The organism is Streptacidiphilus jeojiense, from assembly GCF_000719095.1.
In the GTDB taxonomy this organism is placed as follows: Bacteria; Actinomycetota; Actinomycetes; order Streptomycetales; family Streptomycetaceae; genus Streptacidiphilus; species Streptacidiphilus jeojiensis.
In genome coordinates this window covers 224705-245740 of record NZ_JOEH01000026.1, presented here as the reverse complement: position 1 = coordinate 245740, position 21036 = coordinate 224705, and the positions used below count along the sequence as shown (strand labels likewise).

The 21036-nt window shown below is 71.2% G+C and carries 23 protein-coding genes; 9 read left to right on the top strand and 14 right to left on the bottom strand.

The window, feature by feature from the left end:
• Window positions 1-88 precede the first annotated feature (88 nt).
• From IF29_RS45395 to IF29_RS0131335, 3 genes are all read right to left on the bottom strand, one after another.
• Window positions 89-430 (bottom strand): type II toxin-antitoxin system PemK/MazF family toxin, encoded by a 342-nt coding sequence (locus IF29_RS45395; protein ID WP_051726259.1) that lies wholly within the window; start codon window positions 428-430, stop codon window positions 89-91.
• On the bottom strand, window positions 427-639 hold the full coding sequence (locus IF29_RS0131340; RefSeq protein WP_030261889.1) for a type II toxin-antitoxin system CcdA family antitoxin: 213 nt from the start codon (window positions 637-639) through the stop codon (window positions 427-429). Before IF29_RS0131340 ends, IF29_RS45395 begins: the two co-directional genes overlap by 4 nt.
• A 125-nt stretch (window positions 640-764) precedes the next feature.
• Window positions 765-2309: an MFS transporter gene (locus IF29_RS0131335; RefSeq protein WP_084715269.1), complete on the bottom strand. Its 1545-nt coding sequence runs from the start codon at window positions 2307-2309 to the stop codon at window positions 765-767.
• Window positions 2310-2464: 155 nt separating this feature from the next.
• Between IF29_RS0131335 and IF29_RS0131330 the strand changes: the two genes are divergently transcribed.
• Entirely contained in the window at window positions 2465-3127 is a 663-nt protein-coding gene (locus IF29_RS0131330) for a TetR/AcrR family transcriptional regulator (protein WP_030261886.1), read from the top strand.
• On the opposite strand, the gene IF29_RS0131325 is transcribed toward IF29_RS0131330, so the two are convergent.
• Both IF29_RS0131325 and IF29_RS48070 read right to left on the bottom strand, forming a co-directional pair.
• Window positions 3117-3545, bottom strand: coding sequence for a hypothetical protein (locus IF29_RS0131325; RefSeq protein ID WP_030261884.1), 429 nt, complete (start codon window positions 3543-3545; stop codon window positions 3117-3119). The two genes, IF29_RS0131330 and IF29_RS0131325, sit on opposite strands and share 11 nt — an antisense overlap.
• Before the next feature lie 90 nt (window positions 3546-3635).
• Window positions 3636-5579, bottom strand: a complete 1944-nt coding sequence (locus IF29_RS48070) for an Ig domain-containing protein (protein ID WP_084715267.1) — start codon at window positions 5577-5579, stop codon at window positions 3636-3638.
• Between the two features lie 303 nt (window positions 5580-5882).
• Between IF29_RS48070 and IF29_RS0131315 the strand changes: the two genes are divergently transcribed.
• A complete protein-coding gene (locus tag IF29_RS0131315) occupies window positions 5883-6569 on the top strand; it encodes a response regulator transcription factor (protein WP_037597232.1) in 687 nt (228 codons plus the stop codon).
• Window positions 6570-6576: 7 nt separating this feature from the next.
• Window positions 6577-7992 carry a sensor histidine kinase gene (locus IF29_RS0131310; protein WP_030261878.1) on the top strand — a complete coding sequence of 472 codons (1416 nt, stop codon included), beginning with the start codon at window positions 6577-6579 and terminating at the stop codon, window positions 7990-7992.
• On the opposite strand, the gene IF29_RS45385 is transcribed toward IF29_RS0131310, so the two are convergent.
• Window positions 7949-8107, bottom strand: a complete 159-nt coding sequence (locus IF29_RS45385; RefSeq protein ID WP_198037599.1) for a hypothetical protein — start codon at window positions 8105-8107, stop codon at window positions 7949-7951. The two genes, IF29_RS0131310 and IF29_RS45385, sit on opposite strands and share 44 nt — an antisense overlap.
• A 366-nt stretch (window positions 8108-8473) precedes the next feature.
• Window positions 8474-8953, bottom strand: coding sequence for a MarR family winged helix-turn-helix transcriptional regulator (locus IF29_RS0131300; RefSeq protein WP_030261876.1), 480 nt, complete (start codon window positions 8951-8953; stop codon window positions 8474-8476).
• 83 nt (window positions 8954-9036) lie between these two features.
• On the opposite strand from IF29_RS0131300, the gene IF29_RS0131295 reads away from it, so the two are divergent.
• Both IF29_RS0131295 and IF29_RS0131290 read left to right on the top strand, forming a co-directional pair.
• The gene (locus IF29_RS0131295; RefSeq protein ID WP_030261874.1) at window positions 9037-9945 is read left to right on the top strand and encodes an alpha/beta fold hydrolase; all 909 of its coding nucleotides are present in this window, start codon (window positions 9037-9039) and stop codon (window positions 9943-9945) included.
• Between the two features lie 43 nt (window positions 9946-9988).
• Window positions 9989-10744: a hypothetical protein gene (locus IF29_RS0131290; RefSeq protein WP_030261873.1), complete on the top strand. Its 756-nt coding sequence runs from the start codon at window positions 9989-9991 to the stop codon at window positions 10742-10744.
• Between the two features lie 73 nt (window positions 10745-10817).
• Here IF29_RS0131290 and IF29_RS46370 read toward each other — a convergent pair whose 3' ends face one another.
• The 4 genes from IF29_RS46370 to IF29_RS0131270 all read right to left on the bottom strand — a co-directional run bounded on the left by IF29_RS46370 (window position 10818) and on the right by IF29_RS0131270 (window position 13597).
• A complete protein-coding gene (locus IF29_RS46370; protein ID WP_157624018.1) occupies window positions 10818-10976 on the bottom strand; it encodes a hypothetical protein in 159 nt (52 codons plus the stop codon).
• A 151-nt stretch (window positions 10977-11127) separates the two neighbouring features.
• Window positions 11128-11664 carry a hypothetical protein gene (locus IF29_RS44000; protein WP_157624017.1) on the bottom strand — a complete coding sequence of 179 codons (537 nt, stop codon included), beginning with the start codon at window positions 11662-11664 and terminating at the stop codon, window positions 11128-11130.
• A gap of 101 nt (window positions 11665-11765) precedes the next feature.
• On the bottom strand, window positions 11766-12779 hold the full coding sequence (locus IF29_RS0131275) for an Ig domain-containing protein (protein ID WP_157624016.1): 1014 nt from the start codon (window positions 12777-12779) through the stop codon (window positions 11766-11768).
• 140 nt (window positions 12780-12919) lie between these two features.
• Entirely contained in the window at window positions 12920-13597 is a 678-nt protein-coding gene (locus IF29_RS0131270; protein ID WP_037597229.1) for a GntR family transcriptional regulator, read from the bottom strand.
• A gap of 159 nt (window positions 13598-13756) precedes the next feature.
• On the opposite strand from IF29_RS0131270, the gene IF29_RS0131265 reads away from it, so the two are divergent.
• A complete protein-coding gene (locus tag IF29_RS0131265) occupies window positions 13757-14845 on the top strand; it encodes a mandelate racemase/muconate lactonizing enzyme family protein (protein WP_030261866.1) in 1089 nt (362 codons plus the stop codon).
• A gap of 298 nt (window positions 14846-15143) precedes the next feature.
• On the opposite strand, the gene IF29_RS0131260 is transcribed toward IF29_RS0131265, so the two are convergent.
• Window positions 15144-15413, bottom strand: a complete 270-nt coding sequence (locus IF29_RS0131260) for a hypothetical protein (RefSeq protein WP_030261864.1) — start codon at window positions 15411-15413, stop codon at window positions 15144-15146.
• A gap of 134 nt (window positions 15414-15547) precedes the next feature.
• Between IF29_RS0131260 and IF29_RS0131255 the strand changes: the two genes are divergently transcribed.
• Both IF29_RS0131255 and IF29_RS0131250 read left to right on the top strand, forming a co-directional pair.
• Window positions 15548-17992, top strand: coding sequence for a glycosyl hydrolase family 95 catalytic domain-containing protein (locus IF29_RS0131255; protein ID WP_030261863.1), 2445 nt, complete (start codon window positions 15548-15550; stop codon window positions 17990-17992).
• Window positions 17993-18125: 133 nt separating this feature from the next.
• Entirely contained in the window at window positions 18126-18449 is a 324-nt protein-coding gene (locus tag IF29_RS0131250) for an L-rhamnose mutarotase (RefSeq protein WP_030261861.1), read from the top strand.
• 13 nt (window positions 18450-18462) lie between these two features.
• Here the strand turns inward: IF29_RS0131250 and IF29_RS0131245 are convergent, their stop codons facing one another.
• Window positions 18463-19224, bottom strand: a complete 762-nt coding sequence (locus IF29_RS0131245; RefSeq protein WP_030261860.1) for a dienelactone hydrolase family protein — start codon at window positions 19222-19224, stop codon at window positions 18463-18465.
• Complete coding sequence (locus IF29_RS0131240; protein WP_063757652.1) at window positions 19221-19886, bottom strand: DUF998 domain-containing protein; 666 nt, start codon at window positions 19884-19886, stop codon at window positions 19221-19223. The genes IF29_RS0131245 and IF29_RS0131240 overlap by 4 nt, the downstream gene beginning before the upstream one ends.
• A gap of 246 nt (window positions 19887-20132) precedes the next feature.
• Between IF29_RS0131240 and IF29_RS0131235 the strand changes: the two genes are divergently transcribed.
• Window positions 20133-21020: an SGNH/GDSL hydrolase family protein gene (locus IF29_RS0131235; RefSeq protein WP_030261856.1), complete on the top strand. Its 888-nt coding sequence runs from the start codon at window positions 20133-20135 to the stop codon at window positions 21018-21020.
• The last annotated feature ends 16 nt before the right edge of the window (window positions 21021-21036 follow it).

The following is a 21036-nucleotide window of genomic DNA, read 5'->3' as shown; positions in this document are numbered from 1 at the left end:
ACGCGTCAACGTCCTGTGGGCCCTCATACGCGACGGACAGTGCTTCCAAGGTGGACTCCCGGTCACAGCGGCTGCTTGACGAGCTTCATTAGGAGGTGAGATCCAGGGCGAGCCGCAGCGCCTGGCTGACCCGGGTCATCTCCTCGGGGGTCACGATGCCGAGGTACTTCCCCCCGGTGATCCGTTCGCGCCGGTAGCTGAGCACGTCCACGGCGATGGCCACGCCCTCCACGGGGTGGGTGATCGGGGTGCTGAGCAGGGTGTCCGGCGCGGTGCCACTGGTGTCCACCAGGACGCACACCGCGCCGTGCTGGTAGAGCTGGAGTGCGCCGTCGGCCTCGACCACCAGAAGACAGCGGGGACGGCCGGACGGGGAGGCGACCTCCCAGATCTGACCGCGCCTCAGGGGCACGGTGGCGGGGACGCTCAACGCTCGTCCTCCTCGGCCATGCCGTAGACGTCGTCCAGCGGGTCGCCGGTCTCGGCCCGCCAGGCGTCGAGTGCGGCCGCGGCGTCGCGCACCGCCTGGTTCTTCAGTGCCTTGGCGGTGTAGGCGGACAGGTTGCCCTCGGACGCAGCACGGGCTGCGGCAAGGACATCGGGCGGCAAGGACACGGTGACTTTCTCAGAGGTGGCCATACCATCCACCGTACTCCGGTATGACCGATGGTGGAACCCATGGTGTGAACGCCTCCCCGAAGCCCATGCCACCCCTCACCAGTCCCCCCCCGCAGACCCCGGCGCGCGTCCGTGGAACCCGGTGCTCAGGCGGTTTCCTTGACTGCGGAGCCCTTGAGAGCGGGTTCTTCGACCGCGGGTTCCTCCAGTGCGGGTTCCTCCAGTGCGGGTCCCTCGACGGGGGCCTCCTCGGTGGTGCGGGAGTTGGTGAGGCTCAGCGCGCCGCCCGCGGCGATCACTCCGACCACGACGGCGAGCAGGGCGTAGGTGATCCGTTCGCCGTGGAAGAACGAGGCGACGAGTTCGCTGCTCCAGGTGCCGGCCGGGAGCTGGGTGGTGACCAGGGCGGCGATCAGGGTGCCGACCACGGCGGTGCCGATGCTGGAACCGACTTCCTGGGCGGTGTCGTTGAGGGCCGCGCCGATGGAGGTGCGGTTGGCGGGCATCGCGCCGACCAGGGCGACCGCGCAGATCGTCATCACGGTGCGCAGTCCCACGGTCATCAGCACCATGCAGACGGCGATGGCGGCGTACCCGTGGTCGACGGCCCAGGACAGGCCTGCCAGCGAGCCGGCCAGGCAGGCCGCGCCGACCAGGCAGGCGATGCGGTGGCCGAAGCGGCGGGCGAGCCATTCGGACACCGGGGTCGCCCCGAGCATGGTGACGATGATCGGCAGGTTGGCCAGGCCGGCGCGCACCGGGCTCCAGCCGTAGGCGTACTGGAAGTGCAGGATCAGCCCGAACATCACGCTGGCCATGGCGATGGAAGTGCCGATCTGGGCGATGGCGGCGCCGCGGACGGTGCCGTTGGCGAACAGCCGCAGGTCCAGCATGGGTGCCGCACTGCGACGTTCGTGGAGCACGAAGGCGGTCCCGGCCACGACGGCGCCGGCGATCGACGCGAGGGTGGCCACGGACAACCAGCCGTGCTGGACGCCGCTGGTCAGCGAGTAGCAGGCGAGCCCGATGGTGCTGATGCTCAGGGCGGCTCCGGGCAGGTCGAGCGCGTCGTGGGTCAGGTCCTCCGGCCGGTCGGCCGGCACGCCCAGCCGCACGCCGATGCAGGCGATCACCGCGATCGGGGCGTTGACCAGCAGCAGCCACTGCCAGCGCACATGGGCCAGCGCGGTGCCGCCGAGCAGCGGGCCCAGGACGAACCCGGACATGCCGACGATGATCATCACCGTCATGGCGCGCATCTGCAGGGCCTTGTCGTCGAACAGGCGGAAGACCAGCGAGTTCGTGATCGGGGCCATCGCCGCCGCGGCTATGCCCAGTGCGGCCCGCAGGGCGATGAGTTCGCCTGCCGTGGTGACCAGGACGACGCACAGGCTCAGCGCACCGAAGACGGCCAGTCCGACCAGGAGCACCCGGCGGCGGCCGAGCCGGTCGGCCATCGACCCGGCGGTCAGCAGCAGGCCGCCGAAGGTCAGCGAGTACGCCCCGGTGACCCACTGCAGCGCGGTGGTGCCGCTGCCCAGGTTGCGGCCGATGGTGGGCAGCGCGATCGACAGCAGGGTGTTGTCCACCATCTCGACGAAGAACGCCAGGCAGAGGGCGGCCAGGGGGATCCACGCCGCGCGCAGCGACGGGTAGCCGCGGGCGGGGGTCTGAAGCGTACTGGTAGCCATGACGGTCCTCCGATCGAACGCGGTTCGACTATCGAACGGCGTACGATACGCTACGATAGAACAACGTTCGATACAGCGCAACATGCGACGGGAAGTGAGCCATGGCACGCCTGCAGGACCGTTCGAGCCAGGGACGCCGCCGGGCCTCGCACTCGATGGAGTCCGTACTCTCCGAGGCGGTGGCCCTGCTCGACGAGGCCGGAGCCCCGGCGCTCACGTTCCGGGCGCTGGCCCAGCGCCTGGGCGGCGGTGTCGCCAGCATCTACTGGTACGTCGCCAGCAAGGACGAACTGCTCGACCAGGCCACCGACCATGTGATGGGCGCCGTACTGGCCGACGTCGAAGGACTCGCGCGCACCGACGACCCCATCGACGACCTCCGCGAGATGGCCGTGACGCTGTTCGACGCGATCGTGGCCAGGCCGTGGCTGGCCGCCTACTTCATGCGCAACACCACCGCCCAGAGCAACTCCCTGCGCCTGTACGAGAGGCTCGGCGAGCAGACCCTCCGCCTCGACCTGGACGCACGCCAGCGGTTCCACGCCGTGTCCGCCATCGTGGGCGTCGTCGTCGGCTCCGCCATCGACCTGGGCCAGGAGCCGCCCCAGGAGGTCCTGGACGGCGCGGTGGACCGCGACGAGTTCCTCGGCCGCTACGCCCGGGCCTGGCGGGAGCTCGATCCCGAGGACTTCCCCTTCGTGCACGAGATCGTCGACGAGTTCGACGGCCACGACGACGTCGACCAGTTCCGCTCCGCACTGGAACTGACCCTCACCGGGCTACGGCTGCAGGCCGGACCGCCACCGTCTAGCCGGTGATCAGCACGGTCACGGCGAAGCTCCGCTGCCCGGGCGCACAGGGCAGGGCCTCCCCGCAGACGGTCCGGGTCGCGCTGAGCACGACGCGCCCGGCCGCCGCCGCCAGGAAACGGGCGGTCACGGTGCCGCAGCCCTGGCCCGGGACGCAGCCCGGGGCGGCCGAGGTGACCGCGGCCCCGATCGGCTGGAGCGTGTGCGGTGCGGAGCTGCGGAGCGCCGACCAGTAGGTGCTGTGCAGCACCAGGTCCACGGTGCTGCCGACCGTGACCGTGACGGTGCGGGCCGGCGACCGGTCGTCCAGCGTGACCGTGGCAGCGGCGGTCGGGCCGGGGTGTGCGCCGACGGCTGCGGAGTCGCATCCGGCCAGGCACAGCAGGGCGGTGGCCGCGTGGATCGCGGCAGATGTGCGCAGGCGCATGGGCGTCGCCTTCCGTCGGCTGTGCTCCTGGGACGGCTCCGCCCCGGGAGGGGTTCCTCCCGGGGCGGAGCGCTCGGATCCGATCAGGCGTCAGGAGACGTTGATCGCGGTGTCGTCGATCACGAAGCTGGTCTGCAGCGAGGAGTCCTCGGTCCCGGTGAACTTGAGCGTCACGCTCTGCCCGGCGTAGCCGGACAGGTTGAGGGACTTCAGGCTGTAGCCGGTGTTCTTGTTGAGGTTGGAGTAGGTGGCCAGGGTGGTGCTGCCGATCTGCACCTTCAGCGTGTCGTAGGCGGTGCTGGTCGACGTCTCGGCGGTGTCGATGTGCAGGTAGAAGCTGAGCGTCGCGGTGCTGCAGCCAGCCGGCACGGTGACCGTCTGCGACAGCGTGTCGGTGTGGGTGCTGCCGTAGCCGTCCAGCCAGGCCTTCCAGCTGCCGGAGTGCGCGGCCTCGCCGCTGGAGTTGTCGACGACCCCGGAGGAGGCGGTCCACGGGGCGGCGGTGCCGGTCTCGAAGCCGGGGTTGCCCAGCAGTTGGGCCGCGGTGCAGCCGCCACCGCCGCTGCCGGCGACGGTCCAGCTGAAGCTGGTGCTGCCGCTGGCGTTGGTGCCGTCCTTGGCCGTGACGGTCACCGAGGAGGTGCCCGCGGTGGTCGGGGTGCCGGAGATCAGGCCGGTGGAGGAGATCGACAGGCCCGCCGGGAGGCCGGTGGCGCTGTAGGTCAGGGTCTGGCCGGAGGCCGAGTCGCTCGCGCTGATCTGCAGCGAGACCGCGGTGCCGACGGTGCCGCTCTGGCTGCCGGGGTTGGTCACGCTGACCGTGTTGCCGGTGGAGCCGCCGCCGACGATCGGGTGCGAGATGGCGCAGGCGTTGGTGTCGTTGGACCAGCTGGCCTGCTCGGAGAAGGTGCCGGTGCCCATGGTGACCCTGGCTGCGCCGCCGGTGGTGCCGGGGTTGATCCAGGCGCACTCGTCGGAGTTCTCCTGGCCGTTGTAGGAGCTGCCGGTGTTGTTGGTCCAGCCGCCGGCCGGGTTCTGGTCCGACATCATCTCGTGCCACTCATGACCCAGTGTCATGGTCCAGCCGTCCAGGGTGCCCGGCGAGGTCACGAAGCCCACCCCGCAGCCGGATCCGGAGTCCATGTTGTAGGGCTGGTTGCTGAAGGCGATGTCGCCGTAGCCGGAGGAGACCGCCCCGCCGGTGAGGGTGGAGTCGCCGTTGTAGTCGTGCCAGGCGCAGTACTGGCCCTGGTAGCTGTCCGGGTTGGTGCCGTGCGGCGAGAGGATCACGTAGTAGGCGTCGCGGTTGGCCGCGGCCGTGGTGTTGCCGAAGTGCGCGGCCGCGTTGACGGCCTCCACACCCAGTTGGTGGCCGCTGGCCGCGCTGGGCGACGCGCCGGCGTTGTCGTACCAGACGCCGGCCAGCACCCCGCCGCTCTGGTACGGGACGAAGTTGGCGTTGGAGGGGCAACTGGTGGCGCCGGCCGACACGTTGGGGCCGTCGCACCACTGGGTCAGGTCGGCGGACCACAGTTCGTTGCCGGTGCCGATGCCCTTGAACATCTCCTGGGCCACCGGCGCGCCGCCGTCCGGGTCCCCGGAGAAGGTGGCGTCCCCGCTGCTGTTGGTGGACTGGGTGCCCCACTGGGAGCCGTAGAACACCAGGTAGACCTTGGAGTGGCCGCTCTGGACCCCGATGCCGTCGATGCCGCCGCCGTAGGACAGCGTCTCCGGGCCGGTCGCCACGTTCGGCGAGGCCTGCGAGGCAGCCCAGCTCTTCATCTTGGCGTTCTGGGCGACCGTCGGCACCACACCGTGCCGGTAGGGGTGCTGGTAGGCCGGGCTGTACGGGTCGGTGACCGAGTGGTTCTGCGACTGCGGTGCCGGCTGGGCCTGCTGAGCCGCCGGTGCCGGCGTCGAGGCCACCGCCTGGGGTGCGGCGGCGGCGACGAGCGCGCCGGTGAGGAGGGAGAGCGACGCGATCCCGGTCAGGGCGGCGCGTAGCCTGCGACGAGGTGCCTGGGACGAACCCATGGTTGGGGGTTTCCTCTCATGCCGATGGCGTGAGCGCCGGTGGGCGTCACGGGATCAGGTGCATGTACGGGGAAGTGCCGAAGTGACACCACGTCAAGTGGTGTACGGGGCTGACGCGCAGAAGCAAAGCAGACTTGATGGACACAGGTCAACACCCGGTACAACCATGTAATGGCAGGTCAAACCCTAAGAACTGACTAAGATTCCAGCTCGGACCCCCGGCATCGACCCCAGGAACCGCAGATTTCCGCCCTGCGAATCGCAAAGAATATCCACAGCCGGCACATGACCTACTCTGGCGGGATGCAGGAGCTGAGCCCGGACACCAGTGCGGTACGGGTACTGGTGGTGGAGGACGACCAGGGCATCGCCCGGTCACTGGTGCGCGGCCTGGAGCGGGCCGGATACGCGGCGCGGTGCGTCGAGACCGGCCGGGCCGCACTGCTGGCCGAACCGGTGCCGGACGTGGTGCTGCTGGACCTGGGGCTGCCGGACATCGACGGGGTCGAGGTCTGCCGGCTGCTGCGTCGGCGCTCCGACCTGGCGCTGATCGTGGTCACCGCCCGCGGCGAGGAGGGCGACCGGGTGACCGCGCTGGACCAGGGCGCGGACGACTACCTGGTCAAGCCGTTCGGACTGGCCGAACTGCTGGCCCGGATCCGGGCGGTGCTGCGCCGGACCCGCCCGACCGTTCCCGAACCGCTCCGGCACGGGGACCTCCTGGTGGACCCGCGCACCCGCAGGGTCTCCGTGGCCGGCGCCGAGATCGCGCTGACCGCCAAGGAGTTCGACATCCTGGAGTGCCTGGCCGTCGACCCCGGGCGAGTGGTGACCCGTCAGGAGATCCTGGAGCGGGCCTGGGACGCGCACTGGTACGGACCGGGCAAGGTGCTGGACGTCCACATGGCCGCACTGCGCCGCAAGTTGGGCCGTCCGGGGCTGGTGGAGACCGTCTACGGCCGCGGCTTCCGCCTCACCGGACCGAGCTGAGCCGGCGGTGAACCGTCGCATCGCGCTCAGCGTGCTGGCCCTGGTCGCGGTACTGCTGGCACTGGCCGTGCTCCCGCTGGGCCGGCTGCTCGACCAACGCGAGCAGACGTCCTTCCGGGACTCGGCCGAGGCCACCGGGCGCACCCTGGCCTCCTCGGCCGAGGAGAACCTGTCCGACCACAAGTCGGCCGCCCCCACGCTGCGCCTGCTTGCCGCAACCCAGTCCGACGGGGACTGCGCGACGGTCTACGACGGCACCGGGCGGGTGCTGTTCCGCACCTCCTGCGGCACCGCACAGGGCACCACCGCACAGGACCTGGTGCGGGCCGCCGTGGCCGATGCGCAGGCGCACACGCACCAGGGCGACGGGCTGATCACGGTGGCCACCCCTATCGGCGACGCCGACGAGCCGGTGGGGGCCGCGGTGCTCACCCGGTCGCTGGACCCGCTGCACGACCGGATCGCGGCGGTACAGGGCTGGCTCGCGGCGATCGCGGTCGGCGGGCTGCTGGCCGGGGCACTGCTGTCGGTCGCGCTGGCGCGCTGGGTCGGCCGTCCGCTGCACGAAGTCGACCGCGCGGCACAGCGCCTGGGCGACGGGCATCTGGAGGTACGGGCCCCGGTGCGGGCCGGGCCGCCCGAAGTACGCCGACTGGCCGCGACGTTCAACACCATGGCGGCGCGGACCGAGGCGCTGGTCCACGGCCACCGCACGGTGATCGCCGACGTGTCGCACCAACTGCGCACCCCGCTGGCCGCGTTGCGCCTTCGGCTGGACCTGTTGGGCGGCGAGGCCGATGCCGGGACGGCCCAGGAACTGGCCGGCGCACAGGAGGAGATAGCCCGTCTGTCCCGGCTGGTGGACGGACTGCTGGCGGTCGCCAGGGCCGAGAGCGCGGTCCCCCGGCCGACCCCGGTCCGGGTCGCGGACCTCGTCGCCGAACGGGTGGACGCATGGGAGCCGGTGGCGTCCGAGCGCCGGGTGACCCTGACCGCCGACAGCCCCGACGGCCCTGACGGCCCCGCTGACCTGCTGGCCTTCCTGGGTCCCGGCGACCTGGAGCAGGTTCTGGACAACCTGATCGCCAACGCCGTGGACGCGGCCCGCGAGGGCGGCCGGGTGCGCGTCCGGGCCCGGCCCGCTGGCGCCACGGTGCAGTTGGTGGTGACCGACGACGGTCCGGGGATGAGTCCGGCCGCCCGGGCCGCCGCGTTCCGCCGGTTCGGCAACCCGCACGCCAAGGGATCCGGCCTGGGCCTGGCCATCGTGCACCGCCTGGTCACCGCCAACGGCGGAACGGCCCGACTCCAGGAGACCCCCGGCGGCGGCCTGACCGTGACCCTGGAACTCCCCGCACCGCCACGACGCGTAGCGCAGGTCAGCCGCGCACCGCAGCCAGGCACTCGTCGTACGGATCCATGATCTCGCCCTTGCCGTCGTCGGCGACCCAGGTCATCGATGCCGCGTCCAGGCACGCGAATGACGTCGCGATCACCGCGCGGGCCTTCGCGTCCGCGTTGCCGGCAGCCGCGTCCATACGGACCTTGGGAGCCTTCGCCCACGACAGCTCCGCGGCGTCATGCTTCGGACCCGGGCGGACGGAGTTCCCCCTGTGCGGTCGAGGGGTGTCGACCGCAGAAACTTCGTCAACAAAGGACTGAGGCAGGAGCAGCGGAGCCGTCGTGGAGTCAGAGGTCAGGCAGCCCTGGGGCTTTCCCCCGAACCACCGTCCCATATGGCGTGTGAGGCGCCGCGCAGAAGCAAAGCAGATGCAGCGAACGGCGGTCAATACCACTGAGGCCGGAATTCGCAGGGCGAAATCCTAAGATCTCCCCAAGATTGCAGCCCAGGGATATTGCAGACCTTCGAATTGCCGTTCACCCCGACCAGCGGGCAGCCTGGGCTAGGCCGGCCCGCCGAGGTCGTGCGCGGTCCATCCCGGCGCATCCAGGCGTACCGGGCGGGCGCCGACCAGGGTGGTCAGATGCGCTTCGAGGCTCGCAAGTTCGGCGGAGCCGATCTGCCGCTGCCACTGCTCGCGCAACTCGTCGAAGACCGCCTCACCCTGCCGCAGCACCTCGAAGCCGAGCGGCGTGACCTCAAGTCGCTTGCGGCGCGCATCCTGTGGATCCGTGTCGCGTCCCACGTATCCGCGCTCCTGGAGCACCGCGATGGTCTTCGCCGCCGCCTGCTTGGAGACCGACAGGCGCCGGCCCAGCTCTGAGGCGTTGTCAGCGCCGGCGATGATGGCCCGCATGGCGAAGTCGTGGGCGGGACGCATGTCCTCGTAGCCGCGGCGGGCCAGCTCCTCGGTCGCGGCGTCCGCCAGCGAGCGGAAGCCTGCGAGCAGGAGCAGTGCGAGGTCAGCGCCGGATCGTGGCATGGAAGAAGAATACGACCCCTGGACAACGACAACCTTGTTGTCTAATGTGATGGACAACTAGGTTGTCGAAACAAGGGGACCCCATGAACGCCACACCCGCCGGCGCCACACTCCCGGGGATCACGCACCACCGCGTCGAGGTCAACGCAACCACGCTGCACTACGTCGCGGCCGGGACCGGCGGGACCCCGATCCTGCTGGTGCACGGATTCCCCGAGACCTGGTGGGCCTTCCACCGGCTCATCCCGCTGCTCGCCGAACACCACCGCGTCTTCGCCGTCGACCTGCGCGGCTTCGGCGACTCCGACAACGGACCGGGCGACTACGACAGCGCCGCCTCGGCCGAGGACCTGCACCAACTGATCCGGCACCTCGACGTCGGCCCGGTCCACGTCACCGGACAGGACATCAGCGGGGCCACCGTGTTCCGGCTCGCGACCACCCACCCGCAGGACGTGCTCAGCCTCATCGCCATCGAGACGGGACTGCCCGGGTTCGGTGTGGAGGCGCTGGCCGACATCACCCGCGGCGGCGCCTGGTACATCGGCGTCCTCACCGCACCCGGCATTCCCGAACTGCTGCTGACCGGCCGCGAGCGCCGGTTCCTGGAGCAGTTCGCCTTCGCGACCCCGAGCGCGCCACCGAGCGCGACCCCGGACGTCAGCACCGACGCCGACATCGACGAGTTCGTCCGCAGCTACGCGCGGCCCGACGGCTGGCGCGGCGCCATCGGCCTCTACCGGTCAATGCTGCGCGAGGGCCCCGAGATCCGGGCCCTAGCCGAAGCGCCGGGCCTGACCGCGCCCGTGCTCGCGGTCGGCGCCGGCGGACGCTCCTTCACCGCCACCACCATGACGCAGGCCGCACCGGCCGCCGAGGTCAGCTCGGCAGATCTCGACGGCGTCGGCCACTACGCCGCAATGGAGGCCCCCGACCAACTGGCGAAGGCCGTCCTCGCCTTCACCGCCACCATCGACGGCGCCGTTGCGTGAAAATCCGGATGCCCGAAGACCCGAACCTCTCTACAGTCCGAGCATGGATCTCCGCATCGTCACGCTCGCTCAGCGGCTGACTCTGAAGTCCTCGTTCGTGAACGAGGAGACCGAGCCGTGGCCCGAGTTCATGAACCACGACTCCATCGGCAACCTCTACTACAGCGACGTCCGGACCGCTCACCCGGAGTACGGGCTGATCGCCTTCGACGCCTCCGCCCCGGACCAGGCGATCGCGCGCGCGTTCTGCGTGCCCTTCGCCTGGGACGGCGACCCTGCGCTCGGTGAACTGCCGGTCGACGGTTGGGACGGCGTCATCTGGCGCTCGGCGCGCGACCGCCAGATCGGAGTGAAACCGAACATCGTCTCGGCGCTGGAAATCACCGTTCCGACGGATCTGCAGGGCACCGGCCTGTCGGCGAAGATGCTGGCTGCCATGCGGGAGAACGCGGCCCGACTGGGCTACGAGCACCTGGTGGCCCCGGTGCGGCCGAACCACAAGCACCTGGTACCCGACATGTCGATGGTCGAGTACGCGGCGCTCGTCCGGGAGGACGGCCTGCCTCAGGACCCGTGGCTGCGGACGCACGTCCGAGCCGGCGGCCGGATCGTCGGCACCTGCGCACGTGCGATGACGATCCCCGGCACGCTGGCGGAGTGGCGCTCCTGGACCGGCCTGCCGTTCGACCAGTCCGGCCCGGTCGTGGTGCCGGGCGCGCTTGTGCCGGTGCACTGCAGCGTCGAGCACGACTGCGCGGTCTACGTCGAGCCGGGGGTGTGGGTGCACCACCGACTGTGAACCGGCCGCGGCGCGCGGACGGTCCTCCCCCGGCCGATACCCCGGGGGACCGGCGCAATGGACCGACCCGACGTCACCGCCCCTTGTGCCGTCCGGCGGCCCGGGCGAGCAGCAGCGTCCGGGCACCGCGCCCGATCTCGCGGACGACCATTGGCAGGGCCAGGACCAGGCCACCGACGCGGGTGACGAAGTGGCCCACCACTCCTGCCGCCCGCCGCGACGACACTGTCACTGCAGCTGGTTCCTGGCACGGATCCGAAGGCACGAGCATCCCCTGAACTGATCGGAGCTGACGGAGTGTCCACACCCCTTCCTTGGCTCCACGACCCGCCGGCGTTACTTCACGCAGCTGAACAGGGCCACCACGGGTCACAGGGCCCCGCCTACAGGGACTCGTCGGGTCGGTCCGTGCGCCAGTACGGTTCGGACGCGGCGGCGGCCGTGCGGATCGCGTCCGGGTCGAGCGTGAGCTTCGCCTCGGCGAGACCGGCGCGCTCCCAGGAGCAGGTCAGCACCACGGGTCCGGGCGGGGGCAGCGGCCACACCCACAGGGACAGCCGGACGTCCTCGCTGCCGTCGTACCCGCCGCCGCTCTGCCCGCCGGCGTTGGTCATCATCGGCCCACGGCCGTCACGCAGTCCCGACTCGTCGTCCATACGGGCGACTCGGCCGTCCGCGATCAGCAGCGAGAAGCGTAGCCCGTGGTCGAGATCCGGGGTCCGCCCCTGTTCCTGCCGGTAGGTGCCCCTGCCGTACGCCTCGACCTCGATGCCCAGGCCGTTGCCGTAGGCGAGTACCTGACGGACGATCAGGATCGCACGCTCCGAACGCGCGACGACCACCGGACCGGTTACATGACCGCCGACCATCGGCGGCGGCATTGACCATTCGGGGATGCTTCGTTCCGGGACTGCGGGCATACCGACGAGGCTACGGACGACGGGGACGGCGCTCCAGCCAATTCCCAACCCCGCTGTCCCCGCCGGGAGTTCCGGCGGGGACAGCGGGGCAGTCGGGGCGGCTACTTCGCCTTGGCTGCGGCGATGGTGAGGTGGAACTGCCTGCTGACCGGCACCGCGCGCGGGGCGCTGGCCGAGGACAGCTTGACGGTGAAGGTGCTGGTGCCCTTGACCGTCGGGGTTCCGGTGATCGCACCGGTCGTCCGGTTCAGGCTGAGTCCGGCAGGGAGCCGGCCCGCGGTGACGGTCCAGGTGTACGGCTTCAGGCCGCCGCTGCCCGCCAGCGAGTGGGCGTAGCCGGCGTGGACGGTGCCGGCGGCCAGCGTCGCCGCCGTGGTGATGAGCAGCGGTGCGGTCGCCGGGGTGGTGAAGCTGAGGACCTGGCCGTGGGTGGTGACGGCGTCGCTGGTGGTGTCGAGGCGGGCGTAGTAGGTGGTGCCGGGGAACAGCCCGGTCAGTTTCTGCTGGACCAGGCGCGGCTGGGTGCCGGTGCCGAAGTCCTGGACCGCGGTGGTGGTCCCCAGGGTCGGCGTGGTGCCGTAGGAGAAGGAGTAGCCGGTGGCGGTGCCGGTAGGCACGACCACGCCGGTCAGGGTGGCCCCGGTCAGGCCGATGGCGGTGGCCGGGGCGGTGACCCCGCCGGTGCAGGCCGGCGACGTGGCGGAGGCGTCGGCCTCCTGCCCGTCCAGGATCCACGCGAGGGCAGGGAACACCGTCGGGTCGAAGGTGACCGGGAAGACCTGTGCGAAGGTGCCCTGGTTGAAGTAGGTCGGCTGCCCCTGGAACGCGTCCGCGGGAAAGAGCTGGTTGTTGTCACCGACGCTGACGACCAACGCCGAGCCGGTGGTGTTGTGGTAGCCGTAGTACGCGGTGATGTCACCGGTCTGCGGGTTGGTGGTGACGCAGTCGAGGTACGGGGTCAGCGACCCGGTCCCGGACGCCGAGGCCGGGGCGCCGGCCAGCAGGGCGCAGCCGCCCACGAGCGCGAACAGCGCCGTGCTGCGGGACAGCCGCCGCAGGCGCAGCGAGCGGGGTCGGGATCGGGGTAAGCGCAGCAGCGGTGGAACGGTGGTCATGGTGCCCCCCTTGGGCGCAGTCGCGGACATCCCGCGAAGCCGGCGTGCCGGGCTCCACGGGACCGCGAAAGAGGATCTTGAAGGTGATCGCCCGTCATCCTAGTGTCCTGGAGCGCCTGTTGAGGCCACAGGTGCCCCGCTCACGGGTGGTCGGACGCCGAGGGGGACAGGGAGCTGAGGAGGCGTTCTCGTGCGCGCCGCAGATGGGTGCGCATGGTGGCGGCCGCGGCGTCGGCGTCGTGTTCGCGCAGGGTGTCCAGGATCCGCTCGTGCTCGCGGCAGGTGTCCTCGGCGATGCCCTCCCGGAAGTAGAGCCGGTAGAGGTGGGTGTGCGCGTGCAGCCGCTCCAGCGTGGCGCGCATCAGGGCGCTTCCCCCGATGGCGGCGATCCGGTCGTGGAAGAGCGCGTCGTGCTGGACGAACGGCTGCAGTGCCTCATGCGCGTCCGTGCTCCGCGCTGCGCGCATCTGCGTCAGGTGTTCGGCCAGTGAGCGCAGGTCCGCCGCGTCGGCGCGTTCGGCTGCGCGGGCCGCTGCCGCGGGTTCCACCAGCATCCGCAGCTCGAAGAGTTCGTCGAACTCCTGGACGCTGAGCAGCGGGGCCGCCGTGTAGCCGGCCAGTGTCCGCTTCAGCGCCAGCCCCTCGGCCTCCAGCCGGGCCAGCGCCTCACGCACCGGGGTCGGCGAGACGTCCAGTTCCAGGGCCAGGGCGTTGATGTTGAGCTTCGCCCCGGGCTCGATGGCGTGCTCCAGCAGCCGTCGGCGGATCGTGTCGTGGACGGTGTCCGCCAGAACCTGCCGTCGCGGCGTCGGCGCCATCGTCCGCCCGTCTCCTCGTCGTCGTTCTTCGCTGCTACTGCCCGAGATCATACACGATCGGATCGCATCTCGATCAGGAAGCAGGCCTTGACAGGGCTTCGAACGGGCTTAACCTCATGGAAACTATATTATCCGTGCTGGAAGCCGAAGAGGGCAGACATGGCAGCAATCGTCAGCGCGCACGCCTACCTGGTCGATGTGGAGGTGGAGAAGGAGCGCACCGACGCTGTGCAGGCGTTCTTGAAACAGGAGACCGTCTTCGTCGAGATCCGCACCGACGACGGCCGTACCGGCGTCGGCTACTCCTATACGATCGGCACCGGCGGGCGTTCGGTCCTGGCGATGCTGCGCGAGCACCTGCTGCCGCGCCTTCCCGGCCAGGACGCAGCCGCCGTGGAGCGGGTCTGGTTCGACCTGTTCGCCTCCACCCGGGCCACCACCGTCGGTGCGATCACCTCGTTGGCCCTGGCCGCGGTGGACACCGCGCTGTGGGACCTGCGCTGCCTGCGTGCCGGCGAGCCGCTGTGGAAGGTCGCGGGCGGATTCCGCCGCGAGGTCCCGCTCTACGACACCGAGGGCGGCTGGCTGCACCTGTCGACCGAGGAACTGGTCTCCGGCGCGCTGGCCTCGCAGGCGGCGGGCTGGCACGGCGTCAAGCTGAAGGTCGGCAAGCCCAGCGCGGGCCAGGACCTGGCCCGGCTGCGGGCGGTGCGGGACGCCGTCGGCCCCGGGCTGGACATCATGGTCGACGCCAACCAGTCGATGACCCACGCCGAGGCCCGCCGCCGGGCCGCCGCCTTCGAACCCCTGGACCTGGCCTGGTTCGAGGAACCGCTGCCGGCCGACGACGTGGCCGGGCACGTGCTGCTGGCCCGTTCGACCTCCATCCCGGTGGCGGTCGGCGAATCCCTGTACTCCGTCGCCCAGTTCCGCGAGTACCTGGCCCAGGGAGCGGCCTCGATCGTCCAGGTGGACGCGGCGCGGGTCGGCGGGATCACGCCCTGGCTGAAGGTGGCCCACCTCGCCGAGGCCTTCAACGTCCAGGTGTGCCCGCACTTCCTGATGGAGCTGCACGTCAGCCTGGCCGCGGCGGTCCCCAACGGCCGCTGCGTGGAGCACATTCCGCAGCTGCGTGCGATCACCGACGGCCAGTTGGAGATCACCGACGGCCACGCCGTGGCACCGGACCGCCCCGGCCTGGGCATCGCCTGGGACCGGGACGCGATCGACGACCGACGCGTGGCCTGACGCACCCTGGCCCGACCCACGCGTTGCCCGACCCACGCGTCGCCCGACCGAAGAGCACGACCCCCGACACTCGAAGGAGAGCACAGATGGGGCAGGAAAGTCGCGACCACATGCGGATGACCAGGCGTTCCCTGCTCGCGACCGCCGTGGCGGTCGCGGGTACGACGCTGGTGTCGCCGGCCCGGGCCCTGGCCCTGTCGGCCACGTCATCGGCACCGCAGCCGCTCGGCGAGGCCGAGCAGTGGGCCTCGCTGCGGACCAAGCTGGCCGGCATCACCGGTCAGTGGACCGACCAGGACTACCTCGGCGCCGTCTCCAACACCATGCCCGACACGGCCCTGCTGGGGAACGGGGACGTGGGGGTGGTCTCGGGCGGCAGCACGGGCGTCAAGACCTTCACCATCTCCAAGGGCGACTTCTGGAACGCCAACCCCAGCCCGGTCCCGGCGCCGATCGGAGGGGTGACCCTGCGGGCCACCGCCAGGCCCCCGGGTTCCAACCTGGCGCTGGGCGCGACCGCCACCGCCAGCAGCGTCAACGGCTCGCTGACCCCCGACCGCGCCGTCAACGGCCAGTGGACCTCCGGCTACGAGGGCTGGGTCTCCGACCTCGGCAAACCCCAGTGGATCGCCCTGGACCTCGGCACCGCACAGACCGTCGCCCGCTACATCCTGCGCAACGACGACGCCGCCCGCCCCGCCGGTGACCACCCGTCACCTCCGCTTCTACATCACCGAACCGACCCAGGCCGACACCGACGACTCCATCGCCAACCCCCGCGCCCGGATCGGGCAGATCGAACTGTTCGGCCCGCAGAGCGACCCCGACCTGGCGCTGGGCGCGACCGCCACGGCCAGCAGCGTCGACCAGGCTCTGACCCCCGACCGCGCCGTCAACGGCCAGTGGACCTCCGGCTACGAGGGCTGGGTCTCCGACCTGGGCAAGCCGCAGTGGATAGCCCTGGACCTGGGATCCGCACAGACCGTCGCCCGCTATGTGCTGCGCAGCGACGATGCGGCCCGCCCCGGCAACCCGGTGACCACCCGTCACCTCCGCTTCTACATCACCGAACCGACCCAGGCCGACACCGACGACTCCATCGCCAACCCCCGCGCCCGGATCGGGCAGATCCAGCTGTTCCCGCTGACGAAGAGTCAGCAGGACCCCGACGCCCCGTCCACGGACCCCTTCCACGAGGTGCAGCGGATCCTCGACGCACGGATCACCACCTCCGTGGTCATGGACGGCACCACCCTGTCCCTGGACACCTGGCTGTCCGCGCAGGACAACGTGCTGGTGACCTCGGTGACCTCGCACGGCTCCGCACCCGTGGAGCTGGAGGCCTCCACCTGGGCCGGCGCCGTCATCGCCAACTCCGCCTACAGCAACTCCGCCGGCAGCAGCGGCGGCGTCGCCTGGGCGCAGCGCTCCACCGCGCCCGGCAGCAACTGGGTCTCGACGGCGGCGCTGGCCACCCGCGTGCTGGGAGCGGACTCGGTCCAGTCCCCCACCGTGTCCGGAGCCACGGCGCGGACCGTGTTCACCCTAAGGCCGGGCCGGACGGCTCTGATCGTGACCGCCGTGGCCGGCGGCGGGCAGAACCCGGCCAACCCGCAGCAGGCGGCAGCCGCCCTGGTGTCCGCGCAGGACGCCCGGTCGCTCGCGCGCATGGAGGCCGCGCACGTCCAGTGGTGGAAGGCGTACTGGACGCAGTCCAGCATCGACATCGGCAACACAGTGCTGGAGCGGTACTACTACGCCGCCCAGTACTTCATCGGCTCGGCCAGCCGCCCCGGCAAGGTCGCCCCCGCGCTCTACGGGATCTGGGTCACCACGGACTCGCCGCAGTTCAGCGGCGACTTCCACATGAACTACAACGCGATGGGGCCGTTCTACGGCGTCTACTCCAGCAACCGGCCCGAACTCGCGCTGCCCTTCTACGAGGTGATCCTGGACTACGTGCCCGAGGCGCGGCGGCGGGCCAAGCAGGACCTGACCCGGGTCAAGCCGGACTACGTCGGCAGCCGCTTCCCCGCCGGCGGTGTCCCGGACGGGGTGCTGTTCCCGGTCGGCATCGGCCCCTTCGGGTCGACCACCGACGACGAGTACCTCCAGCAGGTCGCGAACTCACTGTTCGCCGCCTCCCAGTTCGCCGCGTACTACGAGTACACCCAGGACCGCGCGTTCCTGCGGGACAAGGCGTACCCGTTCCTGGCGCTGGTGGCCACGTTCTTCCAGTACTACCTGGAGTGGGACCAGGGCACCGGGCAGTACGTGCTGTGGAGCGGACCGCAGGAGAACGCCTGGGGCCAGGACTCCTCCTCGGACCTGGGCCTGCTCAAGCAGGTGCTGACCACCCTGGTCGGCGGCAGCAGGGACCTCGGCATCGACTCGGGACGGCGCAGCGGTTGGCAGCACCTGCTGGACCACCTGCCCCCGCAGCCGACCGCGGTCTACCAGGGCACCACGGTCTTCTCACTGGTCAAGGCCGGAACCATGCAGGGCTCCGACACCAGGGACATCCACCCGGGCGACAACACGGTGAACCTGGAGTTCATCCACCCGGCCGGCGTCCTGGGCATCGAATCGGACCCGGCCCAACTCAGCACCGCCAGGGACACGCTGGACGTGATGGACTCCTGGGACCAGGTGAACAGCTTCCCCAAGGTCTTCACCCAGGCGGCCAGGGTCGGCTACCCCGCCCAGCAGCTGATCGACCGGTTCACCCGGACCATCACCCAGAACACCGTCGCCAACCTGCGCATCGCCGACCCCTACCACGGCATCGAGAAGTCCGGCGCGGTGGAGGCGATCAACGACATGCTGGTCCAGAGCGACCAGGGCGTGATCGTCCTCTTCCCGGTCTGGCCCTCCGACCAGGACGCGAGCTTCCACCAGCTGCGGCAGCAGGGCGCGTTCGTCGTCTCCAGCGAACTGCGGAACGGCACCGTCGGGTACGCGGACGTCACCAGCGACGCCGGCAACACCCTTCGGATCAGAAACCCCTGGCCCGGCCGCTCCGTCGCGGTCACCGACCACCGCGGTCGGGCCGTGAGGACGAGTACCGACGACGGCGTGATCACCGTCCGCACCGAGCGCGGCGGCAGCTACCGCCTCACCCGGTCGGGCCCGACCCGGGGCCGCTGACGCCCGAGGCCGGGCCGCGCGGGCCGGACCGGTACGCTTCCTCGCTGCGGGGCGGACCGGTCCGCCCCGCAGACCGGCCCGCCGCTGCGACAACCCCGGCAGCGGGGACTCCGAGGGAAGGCACAGTCCGACGATGCAGCGATTCGCCACCGTGATCCGGTTGCGCCCGGAGAAGGAAGCCGAGTACCGGGCCCTGCACGCCGAGGTGTGGCCGCAGGTGCTGGCCGCGCTGAAGCGCGCGCACATCGGCAACTACTCCATCTTCCTGCGCGACGGCCTGCTCTTCAGCTACCTCGAGTACACCGGCGACGACTACCCCGGCGACACCGCGGCGATCGGCGAGGACCCGGCGACCCGCCAGTGGTGGGCGCTCACCGACCCCTGTCAGCAGCCTCTCGACACAGCGTCGCCGGGCGAATGGTGGTCCCCCGCCGAGGAGGTCTTCCACCTCGACTGACGGCTCCGGACCGTCAGCCGCGCAGCGTGCGCCCGAACAGCTCCAGCAGGGCGGCCCAGTGGCGCTCCGTGGCCTCGGCGTTGTAGTCCGAGGTGTCGGACTGGGTGTAGCCGTGGCTCGCGCCCTGGTACACCTCGCAGCGATGGGTGACGCCGGCCTCGGTGAGTGCCTTCTCCAGGCGTTCCTGCTGCTCCGGCGGCATCGACTGGTCCTGGTCGGCGTGGCCGAAGTACGCCTCCGCGGTCATCGTGGCGGCCGCCAGGTGCGGGCTGTCGGGCTGGTCGGTGGCGAGCCTGCCGCCGTGGAAGCCGCCGACCGCGGCCACCCGGTCCGGGTAGGCACCGGCGGTGTGCAGGGCGAGCCGGGCGCCCATGCAGTAGCCGGTGATGCCGACCGGCCCCTCGGCGGCCTGCGGGCAGTCGGCGAGCCAGCCGAGGTAGGCGTGCGCGTCGGCGACCACCAGGTCCGGCGTCAGGTCCTGCATCAGCGGCATCAGTCGGGCGAACATCTCGCCCCGGTTGTCGTGGTCGATATGCGCCGGAAGCGGCGCCACCGGGGCGCGGCCATGTCGGTAGAAGACGTTGGGCACCAGGACCGCGTAGCCCTCGGCGGCCAGCCGGTCGGCCATCGCGTTGAGCGCCGGGCGCGGCCCGAACGCGTCCTGGTAGAGCAGCACGGCGGGGTGGCGCCCCTCGCCCTCGGGGTGGACGAAGTACGCGTCCGCCGTGCCGTCCTGGGTCGGGATGTCGACAGTGCTGCCGTGTACGGCGGTCATGTCCGGATCCTGCCTTCGTCTGGGGGTGCACTTGCGTGGCCCACCCTCTCACCAAGCACACCGCGCCATTCAACTAACCCGGCGGCGAGTCGGCGTCTGCACGAGGCCACGACCACCAGCGGCCACAGCGACTGGATCGCGCACAGGGCCCGCTCGGCGACCCCGACCAGGCCGTGATCACGCAGTTCCAGCAGGAACCACGCCGCGCCGGCCAGCACCAGCAGCGTCACCAGCAGCACCGTCCGCGGTCTGAGCACCCAGGGCGCCGCCGGGCCGCGCCGCGCGGCCAGCGCCGGCCACAGGGCCATCAGCGAGAAGCCCACCGCGACGACCGTGCCGTGCTGGAAGGAGGCTCCGTCGTGCGGTTCGGGGGTCAACGCCAGCACGATCGCCGACCCGCCGGCGCCCGCCAGGGCGATGCGCCCCACCAGTGGGGCGGCGCGCAGCCCCACCGCCGTGGCGACGTGGCACACCCCGAGGCCCGCGATCGCCGCGGTCATCAGCCACCGGTACGGCTCCCCCACCGAGGCCAGCACGCTGATGGTGTCCGTGGCCGGGTCGTACCCCGATCCGAGCAGCAGCGCCGCGACCGTCCAGCCGCCGACCAGCAGGATCGGCGCCGTTCCCGCAGTGATCAGGGTCCACCCTGGGACGGGGCGCATCTCTCTACGGTAGGACGGCCGGCCGTCCCTCACATGTCGGGCGGAGCGGGCTGCGCCGCGCCCGCGCACCGGTCGTGTCAGAACCCTTGCCAACGTTCTGACCGGTCGGTAACTTCCCCATCGGTAACTTAGCCGAAACGCCCATGTCATCAGCCGGACACCCCGGATACCGGGCATCCCCATGCCCCGCGCCGGTCGCACCCGCACCTCCTGTACGGACCCACCCCCGCACTCAAGGAGACCAGCATGTCGATCCGTACCCACTCCCGCCCCTGGCGCCTCGCCGTCCTCGCCGTCGCGGCCGCGATGACCGGCGGCCTCGCCCTGGCCGCGCCCGCCCGGGCGGCGACGGCCACCCCCGTCGACTACGTCGCCATGGGCGACAGCTACAGCGCCGGCTCGGGCGTGCTCCCGCTGGACCCGAGCGCCGCGCTGGAGTGCGCCAGATCCACGGCGAACTACCCGCACGACCTCGCCGCCCGGATCGGGGCCCAGCTCACCGACGTGACCTGCGGCGGCGCGGAGACCAAGGACTACGCCGGCTCGCAGTACCCCGGGGTCGCGCCGCAGCTCGACGCGCTGAGCAGCAGCACCGACCTGGTCACCATGACCATCGGCGGCAACGACAACAACACCTTCATCGACGCCATCCTCGCCTGCGGCTCGGCGGGTGTGCTGACCCTCGGCATCGGCCACCCGTGCCAGTCCCTCTACGGCTCCAGCTTCGACGACTCGATCGACTCCAGCACCTATCCGGCGCTGGTCGCCGCGCTCACCGCGGTGCGGGCCAAGGCACCCAACGCCCGCGTCGCCATCGTCGGCTACCCCTGGATCGTGCCGGCCACGGCCGTCCCGGGCTGCTTCGCCAAGCTGCCGATCGCCTCCGGTGACATCCCCTACCTGCGGGAGCTGGAGGGCCACCTCAACGCCGCCGTGCAGCGTGCGGCGCAGGCCACCGGCGCCACCTACATCGACATGTCGGCCGTCTCCAACGGGCACGACGCCTGCCGGCCGGCCGGCACCCGCTGGATCGAGCCGCTGCTGTTCGGGACCAACTACGTGCCGGTCCACCCGAACGCCCTGGGCGAGTCCAAGATGGCGGACCAGGTCGCCACGGTGCTCGGTCTCGGCTGAGCGGTGTGCCGGGCCC

What these genes read in the sequence shown, in the direction of transcription:
- IF29_RS0131290 (WP_030261873.1), top strand. Translation starts at nt 9,989, where the DNA reads ATGGATCTCCGCATCGTCACGCTCGCTCAGCGGCTGACTCTGAAGTCC.
- IF29_RS0131250 (WP_030261861.1), top strand. Translation starts at nt 18,126, where the DNA reads ATGCAGCGATTCGCCACCGTGATCCGGTTGCGCCCGGAGAAGGAAGCC.
- IF29_RS45385 (WP_198037599.1), bottom strand. Translation starts at nt 8,107, where the DNA reads ATGGACGCGGCTGCCGGCAACGCGGACGCGAAGGCCCGCGCGGTGATC.
- IF29_RS0131325 (WP_030261884.1), bottom strand. Translation starts at nt 3,545, where the DNA reads ATGCGCCTGCGCACATCTGCCGCGATCCACGCGGCCACCGCCCTGCTG.
- IF29_RS48070 (WP_084715267.1), bottom strand. Translation starts at nt 5,579, where the DNA reads ATGGGTTCGTCCCAGGCACCTCGTCGCAGGCTACGCGCCGCCCTGACC.
- IF29_RS0131245 (WP_030261860.1), bottom strand. Translation starts at nt 19,224, where the DNA reads ATGACCGCCGTACACGGCAGCACTGTCGACATCCCGACCCAGGACGGC.
- IF29_RS0131315 (WP_037597232.1), top strand. Translation starts at nt 5,883, where the DNA reads ATGCAGGAGCTGAGCCCGGACACCAGTGCGGTACGGGTACTGGTGGTG.
- IF29_RS0131240 (WP_063757652.1), bottom strand. Translation starts at nt 19,886, where the DNA reads ATGCGCCCCGTCCCAGGGTGGACCCTGATCACTGCGGGAACGGCGCCG.
- IF29_RS0131265 (WP_030261866.1), top strand. Translation starts at nt 13,757, where the DNA reads ATGGCAGCAATCGTCAGCGCGCACGCCTACCTGGTCGATGTGGAGGTG.
- IF29_RS0131340 (WP_030261889.1), bottom strand. Translation starts at nt 639, where the DNA reads ATGGCCACCTCTGAGAAAGTCACCGTGTCCTTGCCGCCCGATGTCCTT.
- IF29_RS0131235 (WP_030261856.1), top strand. Translation starts at nt 20,133, where the DNA reads ATGTCGATCCGTACCCACTCCCGCCCCTGGCGCCTCGCCGTCCTCGCC.
- IF29_RS0131300 (WP_030261876.1), bottom strand. Translation starts at nt 8,953, where the DNA reads ATGCCACGATCCGGCGCTGACCTCGCACTGCTCCTGCTCGCAGGCTTC.
- IF29_RS0131335 (WP_084715269.1), bottom strand. Translation starts at nt 2,309, where the DNA reads ATGGCTACCAGTACGCTTCAGACCCCCGCCCGCGGCTACCCGTCGCTG.
- IF29_RS0131330 (WP_030261886.1), top strand. Translation starts at nt 2,465, where the DNA reads ATGGAGTCCGTACTCTCCGAGGCGGTGGCCCTGCTCGACGAGGCCGGA.
- IF29_RS0131270 (WP_037597229.1), bottom strand. Translation starts at nt 13,597, where the DNA reads ATGGCGCCGACGCCGCGACGGCAGGTTCTGGCGGACACCGTCCACGAC.
- IF29_RS0131275 (WP_157624016.1), bottom strand. Translation starts at nt 12,779, where the DNA reads ATGACCACCGTTCCACCGCTGCTGCGCTTACCCCGATCCCGACCCCGC.
- IF29_RS0131295 (WP_030261874.1), top strand. Translation starts at nt 9,037, where the DNA reads ATGAACGCCACACCCGCCGGCGCCACACTCCCGGGGATCACGCACCAC.
- IF29_RS44000 (WP_157624017.1), bottom strand. Translation starts at nt 11,664, where the DNA reads ATGCCCGCAGTCCCGGAACGAAGCATCCCCGAATGGTCAATGCCGCCG.